General features: G+C 52.0%; 14 protein-coding genes. All 14 read right to left on the bottom strand.

The annotated features are described in order from the left end of the window. Window positions 1–681 precede the first annotated feature (681 nt). Window positions 682–927: an AbrB/MazE/SpoVT family DNA-binding domain-containing protein gene (locus NSQ80_RS06580; protein WP_009227013.1), complete on the bottom strand. Its 246-nt coding sequence runs from the start codon at window positions 925–927 to the stop codon at window positions 682–684. 404 nt (window positions 928–1,331) lie between these two features. Continuing rightward, a complete protein-coding gene (gene trmL, locus NSQ80_RS06575) occupies window positions 1,332–1,796 on the bottom strand; it encodes a tRNA (uridine(34)/cytosine(34)/5-carboxymethylaminomethyluridine(34)-2'-O)-methyltransferase TrmL (protein WP_009227014.1) in 465 nt (154 codons plus the stop codon). 167 nt (window positions 1,797–1,963) lie between these two features. Then, on the bottom strand, window positions 1,964–3,052 hold the full coding sequence (gene serC / locus NSQ80_RS06570) for a 3-phosphoserine/phosphohydroxythreonine transaminase (RefSeq protein ID WP_009227015.1): 1,089 nt from the start codon (window positions 3,050–3,052) through the stop codon (window positions 1,964–1,966). A 215-nt stretch (window positions 3,053–3,267) separates the two neighbouring features. Beyond that, window positions 3,268–4,155, bottom strand: coding sequence for a hypothetical protein (locus tag NSQ80_RS06565; RefSeq protein WP_339301850.1), 888 nt, complete (start codon window positions 4,153–4,155; stop codon window positions 3,268–3,270). A 19-nt stretch (window positions 4,156–4,174) separates the two neighbouring features. After that, complete coding sequence (locus tag NSQ80_RS06560; RefSeq protein WP_009227017.1) at window positions 4,175–6,904, bottom strand: cellobiose phosphorylase; 2,730 nt, start codon at window positions 6,902–6,904, stop codon at window positions 4,175–4,177. Window positions 6,905–7,121: 217 nt separating this feature from the next. Beyond that, a complete protein-coding gene (gene glnA / locus NSQ80_RS06555) occupies window positions 7,122–8,546 on the bottom strand; it encodes a type I glutamate--ammonia ligase (protein WP_036646655.1) in 1,425 nt (474 codons plus the stop codon). Between the two features lie 260 nt (window positions 8,547–8,806). Beyond that, window positions 8,807–9,850 (bottom strand): 3-deoxy-7-phosphoheptulonate synthase, encoded by a 1,044-nt coding sequence (aroF, locus tag NSQ80_RS06550; protein WP_009227019.1) that lies wholly within the window; start codon window positions 9,848–9,850, stop codon window positions 8,807–8,809. A 436-nt stretch (window positions 9,851–10,286) separates the two neighbouring features. Then, on the bottom strand, window positions 10,287–11,003 hold the full coding sequence (locus tag NSQ80_RS06545) for a CAP domain-containing protein (protein WP_323076128.1): 717 nt from the start codon (window positions 11,001–11,003) through the stop codon (window positions 10,287–10,289). Between the two features lie 158 nt (window positions 11,004–11,161). Continuing rightward, window positions 11,162–12,121, bottom strand: a complete 960-nt coding sequence (locus tag NSQ80_RS06540) for a 4-hydroxy-3-methylbut-2-enyl diphosphate reductase (RefSeq protein WP_036646656.1) — start codon at window positions 12,119–12,121, stop codon at window positions 11,162–11,164. A 61-nt stretch (window positions 12,122–12,182) separates the two neighbouring features. Next, window positions 12,183–13,640, bottom strand: a complete 1,458-nt coding sequence (locus NSQ80_RS06535; protein ID WP_009227022.1) for a HAMP domain-containing sensor histidine kinase — start codon at window positions 13,638–13,640, stop codon at window positions 12,183–12,185. 2 nt (window positions 13,641–13,642) lie between these two features. Then, on the bottom strand, window positions 13,643–14,332 hold the full coding sequence (locus tag NSQ80_RS06530; protein WP_009227023.1) for a response regulator transcription factor: 690 nt from the start codon (window positions 14,330–14,332) through the stop codon (window positions 13,643–13,645). A 152-nt stretch (window positions 14,333–14,484) separates the two neighbouring features. After that, window positions 14,485–16,122: a trypsin-like peptidase domain-containing protein gene (locus NSQ80_RS06525; RefSeq protein WP_260071059.1), complete on the bottom strand. Its 1,638-nt coding sequence runs from the start codon at window positions 16,120–16,122 to the stop codon at window positions 14,485–14,487. Between the two features lie 265 nt (window positions 16,123–16,387). Further along, the gene (locus NSQ80_RS06520) at window positions 16,388–17,044 is read right to left on the bottom strand and encodes a response regulator transcription factor (RefSeq protein ID WP_323076124.1); all 657 of its coding nucleotides are present in this window, start codon (window positions 17,042–17,044) and stop codon (window positions 16,388–16,390) included. Further along, window positions 17,013–18,083: a sensor histidine kinase gene (locus NSQ80_RS06515; RefSeq protein ID WP_009227026.1), complete on the bottom strand. Its 1,071-nt coding sequence runs from the start codon at window positions 18,081–18,083 to the stop codon at window positions 17,013–17,015. The genes NSQ80_RS06520 and NSQ80_RS06515 overlap by 32 nt, the downstream gene beginning before the upstream one ends. Window positions 18,084–18,085 lie beyond the last annotated feature (2 nt).

Here is an 18,085-nt window from a genome sequence, read left to right as displayed (position 1 = left end):
CCTATAACGACGATAAAACCAAAGGCCTTTAAGAGGTAACTCAAAAAGGCGGCTTCCCATCACGAAGTTATTCAAAAGAAGAAGGCTCGGCGTCGAATCTTGAATTCAGCCGGGCCTTCCGTTGCTCTCGTAGCACTTTGCTACGCTCCGCTACTCAGTCCCTAAGCTTCATCCAACCTTCTCGGTGCTGAAAACCCGCTCTTTTGACTCTCAATTGAACCGGTAACTCAAAAGGGCGGCTTCCCATCACGAAGTCATTCAAAAGAAGAAGGCTCGGCGTCGAATCTTGAATTCAGCCGGGCCTTCCGTTGTTTTCGAATCGTCTCAAGCAACGCCCACTCTCCCCCAGCTAACGGACATCAGAGACGTTATTGCTCCCATCGGTGGACTTACCGAATTCTAACGGACTGAGAAGGCCTTATTTTGAAGAAAATACGCATCATCTCTGCTCTAAAAGGCCAATAAGGTCATTGGAGTCCGTTATATTGGGAAATAACCGGGAAATCGTCAAATAAGGTCGCTACGGTCCGTTAGGATCAAAATTCCACCATCCTCCGCCCCCTCTGTGGAGACCGACCCCGTATGAGCAAATTCGACAAAATAAATAAGCTTCCCGCACGGGAAGCTTATTTAGGCTTATGCTCTGAGGCCGTTAAACGCATCAAATGTCCTGGATGGAGACTAGGACAGTTGGCTCATTTCGACCAGGCATTGATTGCAAATGGACCGCTCTTTGAAGTCGCTTACGCTTTCCATCGATCCGCAGAATACACATTTCGGCCGGTAACGCTCCAAAATGATGTGATCCCCTTGAACCAAAATCTCGACGGGATCTCCCTCGTTCATTTGATATCTCTTGCGAAGTGACTTAGGCAACACGATTCTCCCGAGTTGATCCACTTTACGGACCACACCAGCAGGTTTCATAAAATTGTACACCTCTCCTGAAAAATAGTTATGTAAGAATAGAACCAAATACCTAATCTATTATATTTCGCTATTTTTTTTGGGATTCCTGCTACAGTTCCATGTTTTTAAATTTTTTCCGGGAATGCCTGCAATGACAACTCCTTTGGCACTCCGCCAATGGCTATTGCGTCGGCCCATTCCCCGCTTGATCGCCAGCAGTTATGCCGTGGGAAAGAGATCAACATTTCAGCTGCCAATCCCTGCAACTTTGCTCTAGGTTCATCATCTGTCCTCTATCCTACACCAAGTTGCATGTCAGCGAAGGTTGATTCTTCCCGCATCAGCCTGCGGGCCCGGGAGCCAAGCAGCCGCTGGCTCCGCGTCCCCCATGCGCAGCCCCTTCCCCGCGCTGCTAATCGTATTTACTGCATCCCTGGAAAATCAAGCTGCCGCAGCGCCTCATACACAATAATCGCCGCCGAGTTGGACAAGTTCAGCGAACGAACCTTGTCGGTCATTGGCATGCGCATCGTCGTGTCGGGATGGGCTTCCAAAATCTCCGGCGGCAAGCCCTTCGTCTCTTTACCAAAGACAAAGAAATCTCCGTCCTGGAACTTGAAATCCGTATACCGCTTCTTGGCTTTGGTCGTGGCAAAGAAAAACCGGCTTCCCGCGTACTTCTCCTCCACTTCCTGAAACGAATCGTGGTATTCAATATGCACCGCATACCAATAATCCAAGCCGGCCCGCTTCAGCGTAGCATCGTCTGTCCGGAACCCAAGCGGACGCACCAGGTGCAGATGTATGCCCGTCGCGGCGCACGTTCTCGCGATATTTCCCGTATTGGCCGGAATTTCCGGCTCCACCAGCACAATATGTAAGGCCATGATGATCGAACTCCTCGTCCTAGAAAAATAAACCCGGCCCGTCATAGACCGGACTTGATCATTATATCAAATTTTGACTGTAAAAAACCCCGAACCGCCTGCGAGCAGGCGAGTTGGGGGTTCTCAGGAATAGCAGGGGTCTTCCAGCGGAAGCCCCGCTGCGATCTTTATCCGTGCGTTTTTTGGAAGTGTTCCATGAATTCGACAAGAGCCTGAATGCTGGCTTTCGGAACCGCGTTATAAATCGAAGCGCGCAGGCCGCCGACGCTGCGATGGCCTTTGAGTCCCACGAAGCCTTCCTTCTCCGATTCCTTCACGAACAGCTTCTCCAGCTCATCGTTCGCCAGACGGAAGGTCACGTTCATGATCGAACGGCTCTCCGGCCGGACACAACCACGGTAGAAACCGCCGCTAGCATCAATCGCTTGATACAGCAGATCGGCCTTGTCCCGGTTCTTCTTCTCGATCCCCTCAAGCGAACCTTGCTCTTCAATCCATTTCAGCACTTCGTTCACCATATAAATCGAGAAGGATGGCGGAGTATTGTACAGCGAGTTGTTCTCAGCATGCGTATCGTAACGGAACATCGTTGGCAGATGCTTTGGCGACTCCCGCAGCAACTCCTCGCGAGCGATCACCACAGTTACGCCAGACGGTCCCAGGTTCTTCTGCGCTCCGGCATACACCATGCCGAACTGGGTCAAATCAAACGGACGGCACAAAATATCGCTGGACATATCGGCGATCAACGGAACGCTGCCGGTGTCCGGGAACTCGCGGAATTGCGTGCCTTCGATCGTTTCGTTGGAAGTGACATGCAAATACGCGGTATTCTCCGGCAGATTCAAGTTGCTCAAGTCCGGGAGGGACATGTACTTATCTTCCTCCGAGGATGCGGCAACAAACGTCTCGCCGATGAGCTTGGCTTCCTTTATCGCTTTGTTCGCCCAGCTGCCCGATTTCACATAACCGGCCGTCTTGCCTTCCGTAAGCAGGTTCATCGGGAGCATGGCGAATTGGGTGGAGGCCCCGCCTTGCAGGAACAGCACCTGATAACCGGACGGTTGGCCGAACAGCTTCAGCAACCGTTCAGCTGCCTCGTTATGAACCGACTCATAGACGGCTCCCCGGTGGGACATCTCCATAATCGACATGCCTGTCCCGCGGAAATCAACGAACTCGGCCTGGGCCCGTTCCAGGACCTCCAGCGGCAACGCGGCTGGGCCCGCATTAAAGTTATAAGCTCTGTTACTCATTTCTCCCCATCCTTCCCTTTACAATCGATGTCTGGTTTCGAATACAATTATCGATTATCATAGCAACTATTCGATCTCCCAGCAAGCCGTTATTTCGCAAAAATTCACTATTTTGCAGAATTGACACATTAACGCTTCATCAAGGGAAAGGGGTGATCGGTTTTTCCAGGTCTTGCTGCATCGCTGGCCATGTGAACTTCACTAAGATCGATCACTCAAGGAATCTCACTAAACTCATAACTTCGCGTCCAGCTTTGCCGTTCCCCTGGTGCCACATGGACCGTAACGAACATTTCCGGGGAAATGACATGGCCGTGCCCCCAAACAGCGGTTGAGCTTAACGGAAGCTTGCTCCGCTCACGTACAGTCAGTCCGCTGGGCCGATGCTGCAGCTCCCACAGCCAAGGGGTTTCACGCCCGTCGAAGGGGGTCATTCGGAAATAGAAGTCCTTCTCTGGACGGCGCTCCCAGGTCACTTGATCCCCCTCAAACACCAAGCCCTCCAGCGTCGATGGATCATCGCTCCAGATCTCCGGAGCAAACGGCAGCTTCAGCACGTAATCCGGCCCGACCGCATATCCGTCAATACCGAGAAAGTTATGGCTGTATTCGTCGGTCATAATCACTCGGCTCCCAGTGTTCTCCAATATGTAAGTGACGGACAGAAGGTTGCCGGAGATTTTGATGCTTTTTTGCATACGCATGGCGTATCCCCGGCATTCCACAGGCTCGGTCGTAAAACAAATCTGCTGCTCACCACTTTGCTCCACCCGAGTCTCAAAACGCTGGCAGGCGTAATCCCTGTAAAAAAAGTACTCCGCATCATCCGGCCGTGTGAGCAAGCCTACACCCAGCTTGGGGAACCGTTCACCCACCTGAGTTTCCTCATACCCAATCGCTTCCTTGATGCCAAATTCGCTGCAAATTCCAATGCCTCCTGTTCCGGTTCCGGGTGTCAGGCTTTCCGGCACGCAGAATTGATGTTGTCCGTCCAGCTTAACGCCTGTGATGATTCCGGCCCCGTCGAACCGGGTGCCTTGGTACACTTCGCCGAGTTCGGCAATTTCAACGTGCAATCGGTCGTTTTTTAAATGATAAGCCATGGGTTCCCTTCCTAATCTATTACGCGGTTAACGTAATTTCTATCCGGTGAACGGCTCCTTCCTGCAGCGCCTCGATCTCTTGACGCGGAATAAGGCAGCCCCCCTCACGAGAGCTGGAATCCAGCGATACGCCATTTACGGTAACGTGACCGATTCGATACTTCCCGTATTCGGCACGCTCCAGGTTACGATAAACGATCTGCAACTTACGTCCGGCGAAGCTGGTGATCACCGACGCTTCTCCCGCTGCATCAAATTGCTCTGCAGTCAGCTTCGGTTCCAGACGCAGATCTCCGTAATCGCCTTTGACCCCATATACTTCCGTCAGCAGCGTCAACAGCAGCCAGCTGGCCGATCCCGTTAAATAAGTATACATGCCGCGGCCCCGTTCGTTAATATATTCCGGAATCCCGGGATACATCCGACTGCGTTCAAAATCCGCGGACAAGCGGTAAACGGAATCCAGCACCTGCTTGCCAGCCTGGACGAATCCGCGCTTATAGAGCGCATTGGCGTACATCACCGTCATGTGGCTGAACATCGCCCCGTTTTCTTTATGGCCAAAAGCAAACCCAAACGCCCGCCCCAGATTCTGTTGAATTTCACCAAACCGTGAGTTCAGCCGGTAACCGATGCGCTCATCCTTGAGATACCGATCCACCGCTGCTGTGATTTTGCCAACTTGCTCCTCGGTCGCAATGCCGCCCATGATTGTAAACACTTGACCGGTTAACGTCATACGTACCCCGTTTGGATGGTCTCCTTCCACCCGTACGGCATCGTTGTTGTAATATCCGTTAAACCACTCGAACCCTTCCGCACTGCGGATCCATTCCTGCTTCCGTAAATGTTCAAACGCCCAATCCGCTTTCCGCCGAAGATCCTCCGCCACCTGCTGCACGCTAAACTTCCGCTTCCGCCCGCTGACGGCCGGCACAACGGAGTCAAAATAACGTTCCAGCAGCTCCTGCTTCGCCGGAATGCTGTCGTAGTTAATCGGCGTTCCCAGGCTATCCAGCAACACAGCGATTTCTTCGGCAATCTCGATCGTATCCGTTCCGCCCGGCGCTTGTGCTAACCGAGGAATCAACTCGGAGAGCTCCAGCAAATTGCTGGCATAAAATGCTGTAAACGCAACGCTCTCTCCACGTGCCGGCGCCATATCCAGTCCGTCGTTCCAGTCCGCGCCTTCCAGCTTAATATTGCCATTTTCGCCTACGTTAAAGAACGCCACGATATTTTGCAGCAGAATATGCTCCAAAATGCTCCCTTCGTAAATACGCCCATCTTGCGACAACAGCTTGTTCCCCTGCTCCGGCGTCCAGGCAAGATCACGTTCCTTACAACGTTTGGTGAAAATATCGCGGAAATACGTCTGCGGCTTCAGCAAAAAGCCAAGGTCCCCGCTTTGATGAATATACAGTAGCGTCGTTAACAGCGGCCAAGCCCCATGGTCCATCCATACCCGCGGAATATTGTTGCGGTCAGCGATAAATTCGCCCGGTTTCGCGCCGATAATCGTCGCATTACTGCCGTCGATCCGCACGCCGGCATAGTTGTTGTAAAGCAAATGCCCCACTTCATCCGGCTCCATCACCAGCAAGGCCAGACAGTCCTGCCATAAATCGCGCCAGCCTCGTCCGCCGCGCCCATAATCGTGATACGGGAGGAACGAGTTTCCATATAAACGGCGTAAAATCGGCTGTAGCGTCACCCACTTCAACCAAAGATCATGTTGTTCATCTCCGGATTGAAAAGCGAGCGTATCCAGCTTGCCCCGCCAGTAAGTTTCGTTTTGTTCCAGCAGTTCATCAAATCGGGCCTCTGACAAATATGCTGCAGCAATGCGCTTCGTATCGATCCGGTCATCAGCGATCATCATGGCTACAACATAGGACACCGATTCCCCCGGCGCTAGCTGGGTTGTGGCAAACTTGAGCGCACCAACCGCTTCATACCCCTCGATTTCGGCGCCTGCTTCAACATCCGGCTGACGATTGGCGACCACCGCCTGCGGCCAGTCTAAAGCCCCGCCTTCGCCGATGAAGTCTTCGATCACCGGGAAGAATCCAATCGGAGCAGTCCCATCCTGCGCGGCTCCAAATACGCCGTAGGCCGTTTTGTTCACGCGATGCCCGCGCTCATCGAACGACAGTGCCGGTTGAACCTCTACGCCGTGAGCGGAGGTATATATCCGGTGGAGCAACGAGGTAACATGCCGGTGATCCCGCAGATCGTCAGCAGAACGCGCATACAGCGGAATCGCCGCGGTAGGTGTAATGGTGAGTTCCGTATCCCCGGTATTGGTCAGCCGAACCTTCATCAGTTCGATTTTATCGTCCGTCACGGGAACAAAGCTGGTGCTTTCGGCTCTCAAGTTCAGATTGGCACTTTCCCGCGTGATCTTATGCCATAAGAACCCGGCCTCCAGCAAAGTCTTCTCTTTCTCCTCTGAAAATAACGCCGCGTTTTGCCGCGCCGAATTCCCCGTCACGGACCAGGCCCCATAACCATCAAGATAGATCCAAAAATTCCGCGCCGCTTTAGAGTTATGCAAACTCTCCACCGAGATCGGCTCCAGCAGAAATGAGTTATGCCCCGTTGTCGCTTGCCCATGCAAATTCGGTGATACCGAGGACATCATCCCCGCATCATTAACCAAAGGAAAATACAAATAACTGCTTAACTCAGGCTGTTCAAGCCGAAACACACCCTCCTTCCCATGGAATTTCCAGCCGCTTGTCGCCATTTCCCTCATCCTTTCCGTTGAAATCAGATGTTCCGAAATGATTCGGAACCCCAAATCATCCAAGAGTTCAAAAAACCAATTTCATAAAGCAACGAAACCGGTTTCGATATCTTCATTATCTGATCTATTCCTCGGTTTGTAAAGGGTTTCAGTTCGCAAAAAAATAAACCTCCCCATCCAACGGATAGAGAGGTTGTTCGTATGATAGCTACTCGGCTTACAGATCGTAATAAAGACCAAATTCGTAAGGATGTACACGAACTGCAACAGCTCTGGCTTCGGCGCGTTTCATTTCCACGAAGTTGTCGATGAACGCTTTCGTGAAGACTCCGCCTTGAGTCAGGAACTCATAATCGCTTTCCAAAGCGTCCAGCGCTTCGTCCAGGGAGCCCGGAACGCTGCGAATCGATGCTTTCTCTTCATCCGACAGCTCGTAAATGTTCTTGTCGAACGGTCCGTAGCCCAGTTTCACCGGATCGATTTTGTTCTTGATGCCGTCGAGGCCAGCCATCAGCATAGCGGAGAAGGCCAAGTACGGGTTAGCCGTGGAGTCTGGCGTACGGAATTCGATACGGCAGCCTTTTGGCGTTACGGCAGCAACCGGAATCCGGATAGCAGCCGAACGGTTCCCCTTCGAGTATACCAGGTTTACTGGAGCCTCGAAGCCAGGTACCAAGCGTTTAAACGAGTTCGTGCTTGGGTTCGTGAAGGCGATGATCGCCGGTGCATGGTAGAGGATCCCGCCGATGTAGTTCAGGGCGATTTCGCTCAGGTTAGCATAAGCACCTTTTTCGTAGAACAGTGGAGTATCGCCGTTAAAGATCGATTGGTGTACGTGCATCCCGCTGCCGTTGTCACCAAACAGCGGCTTAGGCATAAACGTTGCCGTTTTACCAAATTGAGCGGCGGTATTATGCACGATGTATTTGTAAACCATCAGGTTGTCAGCCGTTTTCAGCAGCGTGTCGAAACGGAAGTTAATTTCCGCTTGACCGGATGTTGCTACTTCGTGGTGGTGACGTTCAACGCGAATGCCGGCTTCTTCAAGCAAACGGCACATTTCGCTGCGGATGTCTTGTTGCTTGTCGGTTGGTGCTACCGGAACGTAGCCGCCTTTAACCGGCACTTTATAACCCAGGTTGCCGCCTTCTTCTGTACGGCCGGTGTTCCAAATCGCTTCCTCGGAATCTACCGAGTAGAACGTTTTGTTCATACCGCTCTCGAAACGAACATCGTCAAAGATAAAGAATTCGGATTCCGGAGCAAAGTATGCCGCGGTACCGACACCGCTTTGTTTCAAATACTCTTCTGCGCGAACCGCTACGCTGCGCGGGTCACGCTCATAACGTTCGCCGTCCGGCGTATAAATATCGCAAAATACGTTCAACGTCGGATGTGCGGTAAAAGGATCAACAAATACAGAACCATGGTCCGGCATCATCACCATATCCGATTCTTCGATACCGCGGAACCCAGGGATCGAGGATCCGTCGAAAGCAACGCCGTTTACGAAGGTGTCCTCATTCACTTCTTTCGCCGGAAGCGTAATGTGATGTTGACGTCCCGACAGATCAACAAAGCGGAAATCTACCCACTCGATTTGCTTTTCCTTGATTGTTTTTAAAACGATCTCTGCTGACATACTCTTTCCTCCCAAAATCACGAACATTAAATCTTATTTTTGCGTTTAACGTTCATCCTTTAGTATGATTATGTCGTCATTATAGGACTATGAAGGCGAAGTCGTCAATACTTATGTAAGGTATTTTTACATGCGATATAAGGTATTATTACGCATAGTACAAATTAATAGACAAATAGTATAAAAGCCCACTCACCGCATGGCGAATGGGCTTTCGGATTTTGTCTATTCTGTGAAAGCGCTGCACATGTCCGTCTATCTTACACGCGAAGTGCAGCTTTTGGGGTATCAAAACGTTTACCTACCAATGGTGCCAATTTCTCCAAATCTTGCAGTAATGCAGCGAATTGATCCGGGAACAAAGACTGTACGCCGTCACCGGTCATCGAGTTGTCTGGATCGGTGTGCATTTCGATAATTAGACCGTCTGCCCCGGCAGCCACGGATGCTTTTGTCATCGGTTCCACCAGCTCACGGCGGCCCGTGCCATGGCTCGGGTCAGAGATTACCGGCAAATGGCTCAAGTTCTGCAGCACCGGAATGGCCGACAGATCCAGCGTATTGCGCGTGTACGTTTCAAATGTACGGATCCCGCGTTCGCATAACATAACGTTCGGGTTCCCGCCCGCCAAAATGTACTCGGCCGCGTTCAGGAACTCGTCATAGGTTGCGCTAAAGCCGCGTTTCAATAGAACCGGCTTGTTGCAGGTGCCCAGCTTGCGCAGCAAATCGAAGTTCTGCATGTTGCGCGTACCCACCTGCAAAATGTCCGCATATTCAGCACACACATCCACGTATTCCGGCGTCATGACCTCCGTAATGGTCAGCAGACCGTGCTTCTTGCCGGCCTCCGCCATCATGATGAGGCCTTCCACACCGATGCCCTGGAAGCTGTAAGGACCCGTACGCGGCTTAAATGCACCGCCGCGCAGCACCTGTCCGCCGGCTGCTTTCACGAGACGCGCAATCTCGTCGATTTGTTCCGGCGATTCTACGGCACAAGGGCCGCCCATGACAACCAGCTCGTCTCCGCCAATCTTAACGTCGCCGATCGAAATGACCGTATCCTCAGGATGGAAGTCCCGGCTAGCCAGCTTGTAAGATTTCGAAATTTTAATGACGTTCTCAACGTCCTTCATTTGACGAAGGTGCTCAGCAAGCTTTGGTTCAATCGTACCGATCAATCCGATCACAGTCCGATCTTTCCCACGAGATACATGAGTCTGCAGGCCTTCCTTCTCGATGACAGCGATAATTTCCTGAACGCGCTCCTCTGGGGTTTGGTTTGAAGTAATAACGATCATTTCGATCCCATCCTTTCTCCTATTAGGCGATGCGTGTACGAGCTAAAAACAAATATTCGAATGCACAATCACTGTTTCGCTTGAACGCTTGTGCGCTTTTAAGCTTTTAACCACTAAAGTAACTATAGCCGAATTTACCTCGCCCGTCAACCCTAATCGGCGTAGGTATATGTGGAATAAACTGAGCTTTCGCGGAAACTCCTTCATGTTTCAGACTCTTTTACCCCATTATCCCGTTTAATCCGCGTAATCAGATGATCCAGGAAGAGGCACAACACGGAAAACACATCCTCCTTCGCCAATCCATTTCTGGCTCCCTTATCGAAAGGGATAATGGTGTAAAAAGGGGGCGGCGAGCCACTCCCCCGCCTCGTTCTCAGCCGCAACCGCACATAAAAAGGCCGGAGAACAATTCTCCGGCCTTTCGCTTATATCCTTATCTTCCTACGAACTCCTGTGCCCAATACCCATTGTAGTAGCCAACCCCAATCAGGTTGTAGTTGGCGTTCAGAATATTTGCACGGTGTCCTTCACTGTTCATCCAAGCTTTTACGACTTCAGCCGGCGTTTTTTGCCCCATGGCAATGTTTTCGCCTGCGTAGCTGAATTGAATACCAAACTTCTTCATCATGTCAAATGGCGAGCCGTACGTTGGAGACGTATGACTAAAGTAGTTGTTATCGCTCATATCCTTCGCTTTAGCCAATGCCATCTTGTTCAGTTCCGCGTCACCGGTGAGCGGCTTAAGGCCTTGCTTCGCGCGCTCCTGGTTCACCAGTTGGATAACCTCCGTTGCAAATTGCGACTTGTCGGTTACCGCACTTTGCGTATTACCGGTTGTGCCTTGCGTAGTACCTTGAGTTGTTCCTTGAGTCGTACCTTGCGTATTTCCGGTTTGCGTCTGGCCGCCCGTAGTGCCTTGGTTACCGCTTTGGACTGGCTTCGTTGGATAATATAGATACCAAGGAATTGTAAAATAGTTCGTCCAAGTATTCGTATTCGTGCCGTAAGTTGTATAAACCTTATATGTCGTATAAGTTTTATTCGTCGTCGTATTCGAGGCCGCCGAGGCCGATGCTGGTACAACAATTGCTGCTGCCAACATAGCAGTAAGTCCACCTGTCACCAAACGTTTCAGTCGATTCGATTTCATTCTGTCATCTCCTTCGTTGTAGTTAATAGCTTAGTTACATTTTTGTAACCTTTCTACAACGAGTATAACATGAATCGACTCCTATTGAACCCCGCAAATGTTGGTAAATGCGCGAAAACCGCGATGGGACGCGGTTTTCAGCTCTATAAATCTATGTTTTATTCTCCTCTGCTTCGAGCTCCGACCTTCACTGGAGGTAACAACTTCGCTAGATTTACCGTACGAACGATTTCCCAAGTTGCCGGGTCTTCCGGATCATATTGTTCCAGATATTGAATGACTTCCTTCGTAATTGGCGTCGGCGTTGATGCCCCCGAGGTGACCGCTACTTTGCGGACCCCTTCCAGCCACTCGCGCTTCAACTCCGTGATATCCGCGATGCGGTACGCCTTCACTCCAGCAATCTCCTCAGCCACCTGGGCAAGCCGGTTGGAGTTGTTGCTTCGCGGATCGCCGACAACGATCACGAGGTCAGCCTGACCCGCCTGTTCCGCAACCGCCTGCTGGCGCAATTGGGTCGCTAGACAGATCTCATTGTGCACCTCTGCGCCCGGATATTTCTCCAGCAATTTTTTCATAATATGCTTAATATCCCACTGGCTCATCGTCGTTTGGTTGGTAATGACGATTTTGTCGGCGGTCAGATTAAGCCGATCGATCTCTTCTTCCTTCTCGATCAAGTGTACCTTACCTGGAGCCACCCCCATCGCGCCTTCCGGCTCAGGGTGTCCTTTCTTGCCGATGTAGATGACCTCATATCCCTCGGCAACCTTCTCCTCGATTAACACATGGGTCTTGGTGACGTCCGGGCAAGTGGCATCCACTGTGGTGAGCCCTTTCTCCCGGGCCAGCTTGCGAACCTCTGGAGACACCCCATGGGCGGTAAAAATTACCGTCCCGCTCTCTACCTTATTCAAAATCTCCAGGCGGTTCGGACCGTCCAGCGTAATAATTCCCTCGTCCTCGAAGGAGTTCGTGACATGGCTGTTATGCACAATCATGCCAAGTATATAAATCGGCCGCGGCAGATCCAGGTTCTGCGCCGCCTGACGAGCCAGAACCATCGCGTCTACGACCCCATAGCAATAACCGCGCGGTGAAATTTTAATGACTTCCATCAAATATCCCTGCTTTCTAATCCCCCAGATTCCTGACGGAGGGGAGCCTCTCTATTATAAACTATTCCGGCAGGGCATTAAAGACAATGGGAAGCCAGATGATAAACGTCGTCCCTTCGCCGCGTTTGGTCAACACTTCCACCGAACCTTCATGCTCGTCGATGATCCATTTGGCGATCGATAAGCCCAATCCGGTCCCTTGAATCATCCCGCGAGACGGATCCGCCCGATAAAAGCGTTCAAAAATATGCGGCACCTCGCTGCGGTCCATTCCGATGCCCGTATCCGCAATGCGGATGCCGATCTGTCCCCCAGATCGAATCGCATCGATGGTGACGCTGCCCTGCTCGGTATATTTAAACGCATTTTCAATAAAAATAAACAGCATCTGCTGCAAATAATCCTTGCTGCCGTTCACTGTCACGCCGTCCAGCGCTTGCAGATCCCCCTGGACCCACTCCGCTTTCCTCGGCAAAAATTGCGCCCGGCGGACCACTTCCTCCACGACCGGGGCCAACTGGATCGGTTCCTTCGTTAACGTTTGCCCGGCATCGGCCCGGGCCAGCGACAGCAGATCGTTCACCAGCCGGCTCATCCGCTCGGACTCCGCAGCGATGTCGTTCACCGCCTCCAATGAGAAGCTGCGAACCCGCTCCTCCTCGCTTGGATCGCGCTGCTCCACATCCTGGGACCACATCCGTTTTAATAAATCAACATTACCGCGAATGGTCGTAAGCGGCGTCCGCAATTCGTGGGAAGCGTCCGACACGAACCGGCGCTGTGCAGAATAAGCTTCATCCAGCTCCCTGTAGAAGCCTTCGGTTCGGGCCAGCATGTTATTGACGGTCCCGATCAGTTGGCCGATTTCATCGTTCGGCCCCTCGTAGTCAATTCTTACACTCAAATCATTCCCGGTCTGGATGCCATTCGCTGCCTCAATGACTTTACCGATGGGTGCCATCGATTTGCGCGCAAGAAAGTAACCCAACGAGCTGGCCGCCAAAATGGTAACGATGGAGCCAAATAACAATACGGTACTCATCCGGCTCATCAGCTTGTCTTCGGCGCCCGTATACGCCGCTAACTGGATTAAACCAATCAACTGGTTATCGAGGGTAATTGGGAGCTGGTACAGCAAGAAGGAATGATTATATAACTGCACCCGTTTAAATCCCGCAATTTTGCTCGCCGAATCCCCGGTGGGAACCGGAAATTTCATATTCCAATTCAGCAAATTTTGCGAATACCGCGTGTGACCGTCCGTATAATTGTGAATCTGCACAAACAGCTGTGCGTCCTCCAACCGATTCGCCTGCATCGGATCCAAATACAAATCCAGTCCCTGGGTGATGCTGTAGCTTTGGGAGTTCTTGATCCGATTGGCCTGATCCTCCAACCGGTTTCTCACTTCCAGATACGTATTGTATCTGACCAACCCATAAATCGAAGCGCTGAACAGGATCAGCGTTACGGCCAAAATTCCGGTATACCATGCAGTCAGCCGCAGCCGGATCGACATACTTAAGCCTCTCCTCTCAGGATGTAACCGGCCCCGCGGATCGTCTGAATAACGCGCTTGCCGCCGTGTTCCTCGGTCTTCTGACGAAGCATGGCAATATATACCTCCAGCACATTCGATTCCCCGCTGTAGTCGTAACCCCAAATTTTATCCATAATTAAATCACGTGTGAGCAGACGTTTCGGATTTTGCATGAACAGATGGAGCAGCTCGAATTCCTTCGCCGTCAGCTCCAAACGCTGACCAGCCCGCGTCACTTCACGGGAGTCCAGATCCATGATGATGTCCTCAAAAATCAAACGCTGGCTGCCGGATCGGCTGCCCGAGTCCTTACGCCGGAGCAATGCCCGTACCCGAGCCAGCAGCTCCTCCAGCGCAAACGGTTTGACGAGGTAATCATCGGCACCGATATCCAGGCCTTTCACCCGGTTCTCGACCTCGTCCTTGGCGGTCAACATCAGCACCGGTACGGTGCTTCCGCCCTCGCGCAGCCGCCGGCAGACCTCAAATCCGTCTACCTTGGGCATCATCACGTCCAAAATGATCAAATCCGGGTCGGCGCTCAGCATCATCGACAGCCCTTCCGCTCCGTTCTGAGCTGTATACACGTCATACCCCTCAAATGCGAGGCCGCGCCGCAGCATCGACGTAATTTTCTCATCATCATCTATGACCAAAATCGCCGATCTCACGAGCTATCTCTCCTTTGCCTTTCGCTTGCTGGCAGCAAGCTCTACTGTCTCCATTGTACCAAAATAAACGGTAAACCCGCATCTGGAAGCCAAAAAGGCGGCAGGCTGCTCCTGCCTGCCGCCTTTACCGCCTTGGCTGCTTCCCGTGCGAATTAGTTTACGTTGGTAAACTCGTTTTTATCGCCAATCGTAACCTCAAGGTCAATGTTCTTGCCGTTACGTACGACGTTCAACGTCACTTTCGCACCGACCTGCTGTTTCTGAATGAACTCAATCAATTTCTCTTTGGTAGCATATTTGGTACCGTTAGCCCCGACTATAATATCGTACGGCCGAAGATCAGCGTTATAAGCCGGCGATTTGAACACGATGTCCGTAACAATAGAGCCTTCTTTCACGTCCGTTTGCATTTGCTTCGCAACTTCCTCGGTCATCGTCATCAAAGTCGCGCCGATGAATGGTACCGGTTTTTGTGGAATTTTCTCGTTGTTTTTCAGCTTATCCAACACTTCGGTAACTGTGCTGGTCGGGATCGCAAAACCAATGCCCTGCGCATCCGAGCTTACAGCAACGTTAATCCCGATCACTTCACCGTTCAGGTTCAAGAGCGGACCGCCGGAGTTCCCGGGGTTAATCGAAGCGTCGGTTTGCAGCAAATGCTCGTACTCGCGGTCCTTCTCACCGTTTTCCCCGGCGATCGTGATGTCGCGTTCCTTCGCACTCAGCACCCCGGCCGTCACCGTATGGTCAAAGCCTTGCGGGTTCCCGATCGCTACCAGCCATTCCCCAACCTGCGTGTTGTCCGAGTTGCCCAGCGGAATCGACGGGAAGTTGCTGTCGCCGTCGATTTTCAGAACGGCCAAGTCAAGCTCATAGCTGGTGCCAAGTACTTTGGCCTCATAAGGCTTATCTGTGCCTTGGACCGTGACCTGCACAACGTCGGCGTTATGCACAACGTGTTCATTCGTTAAGATGTAGCCCGTTTTATCGAAAATAAATCCGGATCCGATCCCCGTCGGCACCAGTTGGCTCGAGCCGGAGGAGGAGCCGCCGCTGCCGTTGTTGCTGCCATTGCCGCCAGAGCCAAAGAAGTCATCGCCAAAGAAGTAACGGTAGAATGGATCGTTGCTGTACGGGTTGCTGCTTCTTTGCTTGCTGGCATCGGTTAACGTTTCGATTTTAACAACGGCCGGCCCAGCTTGATTCACGACTTTCGTCACCTCACCGGAATCCGTTACCGGGTACAATGCAGTGGTTGCCTTGCCGGACGATTCAGTAGTACCACTGCTATTGGATGCGTTGCTCGATGCCGGCACCGAAGAAGATGCGGCTTGATCCGGCGTAAACAGGTTCGCGCGGTCCGCATAAAACATCGCGCCGGTCATAATCAGCATGCCGGCCAATACACCGGCGATTACCGAACGAACGGAGGATTTACGCTGCGGTTTGCTGTTGTATTGCCAGTTCACACTCTTGGCTGCCGGCAAGCTGCTGCGTCCGTCTCCATTGGAACCGTTCGTTGGTTCAGCTGAGCTGCGAATCATTTCATAGGAAGAAGGATAAGGTTTCAGCGGCTGCGGTCTCGTCACTTCTACTTCTTGAGGTTGGCTTTGCGAGTAGCCGGTTGCTTGGCCGGATTCCTCGTTGTTTTTTCCATAGGATTGAAAAGGTCCGTAAGAATAATAATAGGAAGAGCTCGACTCCGAAGATTCTTGACGCTTAGGTTCATTTGCATTGGCGTTGGCGTCGTCTTCAAAAGGTTGGCCCGATTTATTTCTTTGATCATCCATATTCATTGACCTCCTTCCCCCGAGTGGTTCAGGGGTAACTTGTTTTTCTTGTTTTCTTGATTTTTATTCTGTACCAGAAACCTTAAACATACATTAAAAACAATTAAAAAGGAGATAAAAGCTAGAATTGCTGATCTAAAGCCATTTTCGAGATCTAACCGAGCCGTGCCGAAGCATCAAAAATAGCGCCCCATCAGGCGCTATTTCCGTTAAAGGCGGTCCCAACGTATGGATAACGCCTCATTTTACCGATATGATGATAAATCTATGAACGCCCTACCCATCCTTGCCGGTGGGCATAGATTGCTAGCTGCGTGCGGTCCTCCAGCTCGCATTTCATCAGCAGGTTGCTGACGTGGGTTTTGACCGTTTTAATGCTGATATGCAGCTCCTCGGCGATGTCCTTGTTGCTTTTTCCCTCGGCGATTAACAGCAGCACTTCCTTCTCCCGCTCGGTCATCCCCGAGTCATCCCCTTGTACGGTTCGCTGACGGAGGCCGCGCGTGAGCGCCTGGGCCACTTCGCCCGTCATCACCGGCATCCCGCGGTATGCCCCTTGCAGCGCGTAAATCAGCTCCTCGGCTGAGACCGTCTTCAGCACATAGCTGACCGCACCGGCTTCAACCGCCTGCACGACGAGATCATCCTCCAAGAAGCTGGTGAGGATCACGATTTTCATATCCGGAAACCGGCTCCGCACTTCCTTGGTTGCTTCTGCTCCGTTCATGCCCGGCATCATCAAATCCATCAGAATGATGTCGGGCTGCCCCTCCCGAAGTCCTCGCTCCAATAACTCTACCGCCTCACGACCATCTCCAGCCTCGGCGATCACCTCGAATCCCGGGTCTTGCATCAAATACGTCTTTAACCCCATCCGTACCATGTCATGATCATCGACGATCATCACCTTGATTTTGCTCATCCGCAGCTCCCCCTTTCCCTTCCTCAAACTTCGGAATATGCACCCGTATCGTTGTTCCTGCCCCCGGCTTGCTAATGATTTCCGCATTGCCGCCAAGCTTCTCCGCCCGCTCCTTCATCGTCGTTAGCCCGTAGGAGCCCTGCTTCTGATACGTGCTGCTGAAGCCTTGTCCGTCATCGCTGATGCTCAACACCACTTGACGCGGACCTTCTCGCAACGACAAGCTGACCATACTAGCCCCGGCATGCTTCACGATATTCGCCATCGCTTCCTGGATGATGAGGAACAGCTGATGCTCTTTCGCTTCCGACATATCTCCCTGGATGTCCATATCCTTAATCCCTTTGAGTCCGTTTTGCCGGCAATAGTCGGGAAACCACTGATCGAGCGCCTCGGCCAACGATTTGCCAACCAGCTCCATCGGACGTAACTGAGCGATGAGTGCCCGCATCTGCTTTTGCGCCGTATTCGACATCTGGATCAGCTGATTCAGCACCGTTTCTGCCTGAGTAGCGTTATTCTCCAGCACCTTTGGCAAAGAGGAAGCCGCCATATGAATGGCGAAGAGCTGCTGGCTGACGGTATCGTGCAAATCGCGGGCCAGCCGTCTGCGTTCCTCCAGCACCGCTTTTTCCGCTGCCTGCTCCTTCTCGACAACCTCTTGCTCGCCAAGCTGTTGAAGCAGCTGCATTTTTTTCTCCATGGCATCAATCATGTTGTTAAATTCCTGGTACACTCCGTTAAAGGTTTGGTCCGCCGTTTCCGGCATCCGCACCGATAAGTTCCCCTTGGCGACTTGCAGCATGTTCAGGTGTAAGTGATCGATCTTCCCCTGGATGCGCCGACCGGCGATATAGCCGATAATCAGCGCCAAAACGGCGATGCCTGCCATATCGTAAATCCACACCCAGGAATCGCTGACCACGATCACCCCGGTAGTCGTTCCGATATAGAAGGCAACCGCCGTCAGGCTGCCGGTGAGCAAGAAATAACACAACAGCTCCCACTTCGTATTCATCAAGATCCGCCGCACAATCATGG

It is taken from the genome of Paenibacillus sp. FSL K6-2441 (genome assembly GCF_037964765.1).
GTDB lineage: Bacteria > Bacillota > Bacilli > Paenibacillales > Paenibacillaceae > Fontibacillus > Fontibacillus phoenicis.
The sequence above is the reverse complement of the archived record's forward strand: the minus strand, read 5'-3'. Positions and strand labels throughout refer to the sequence as shown.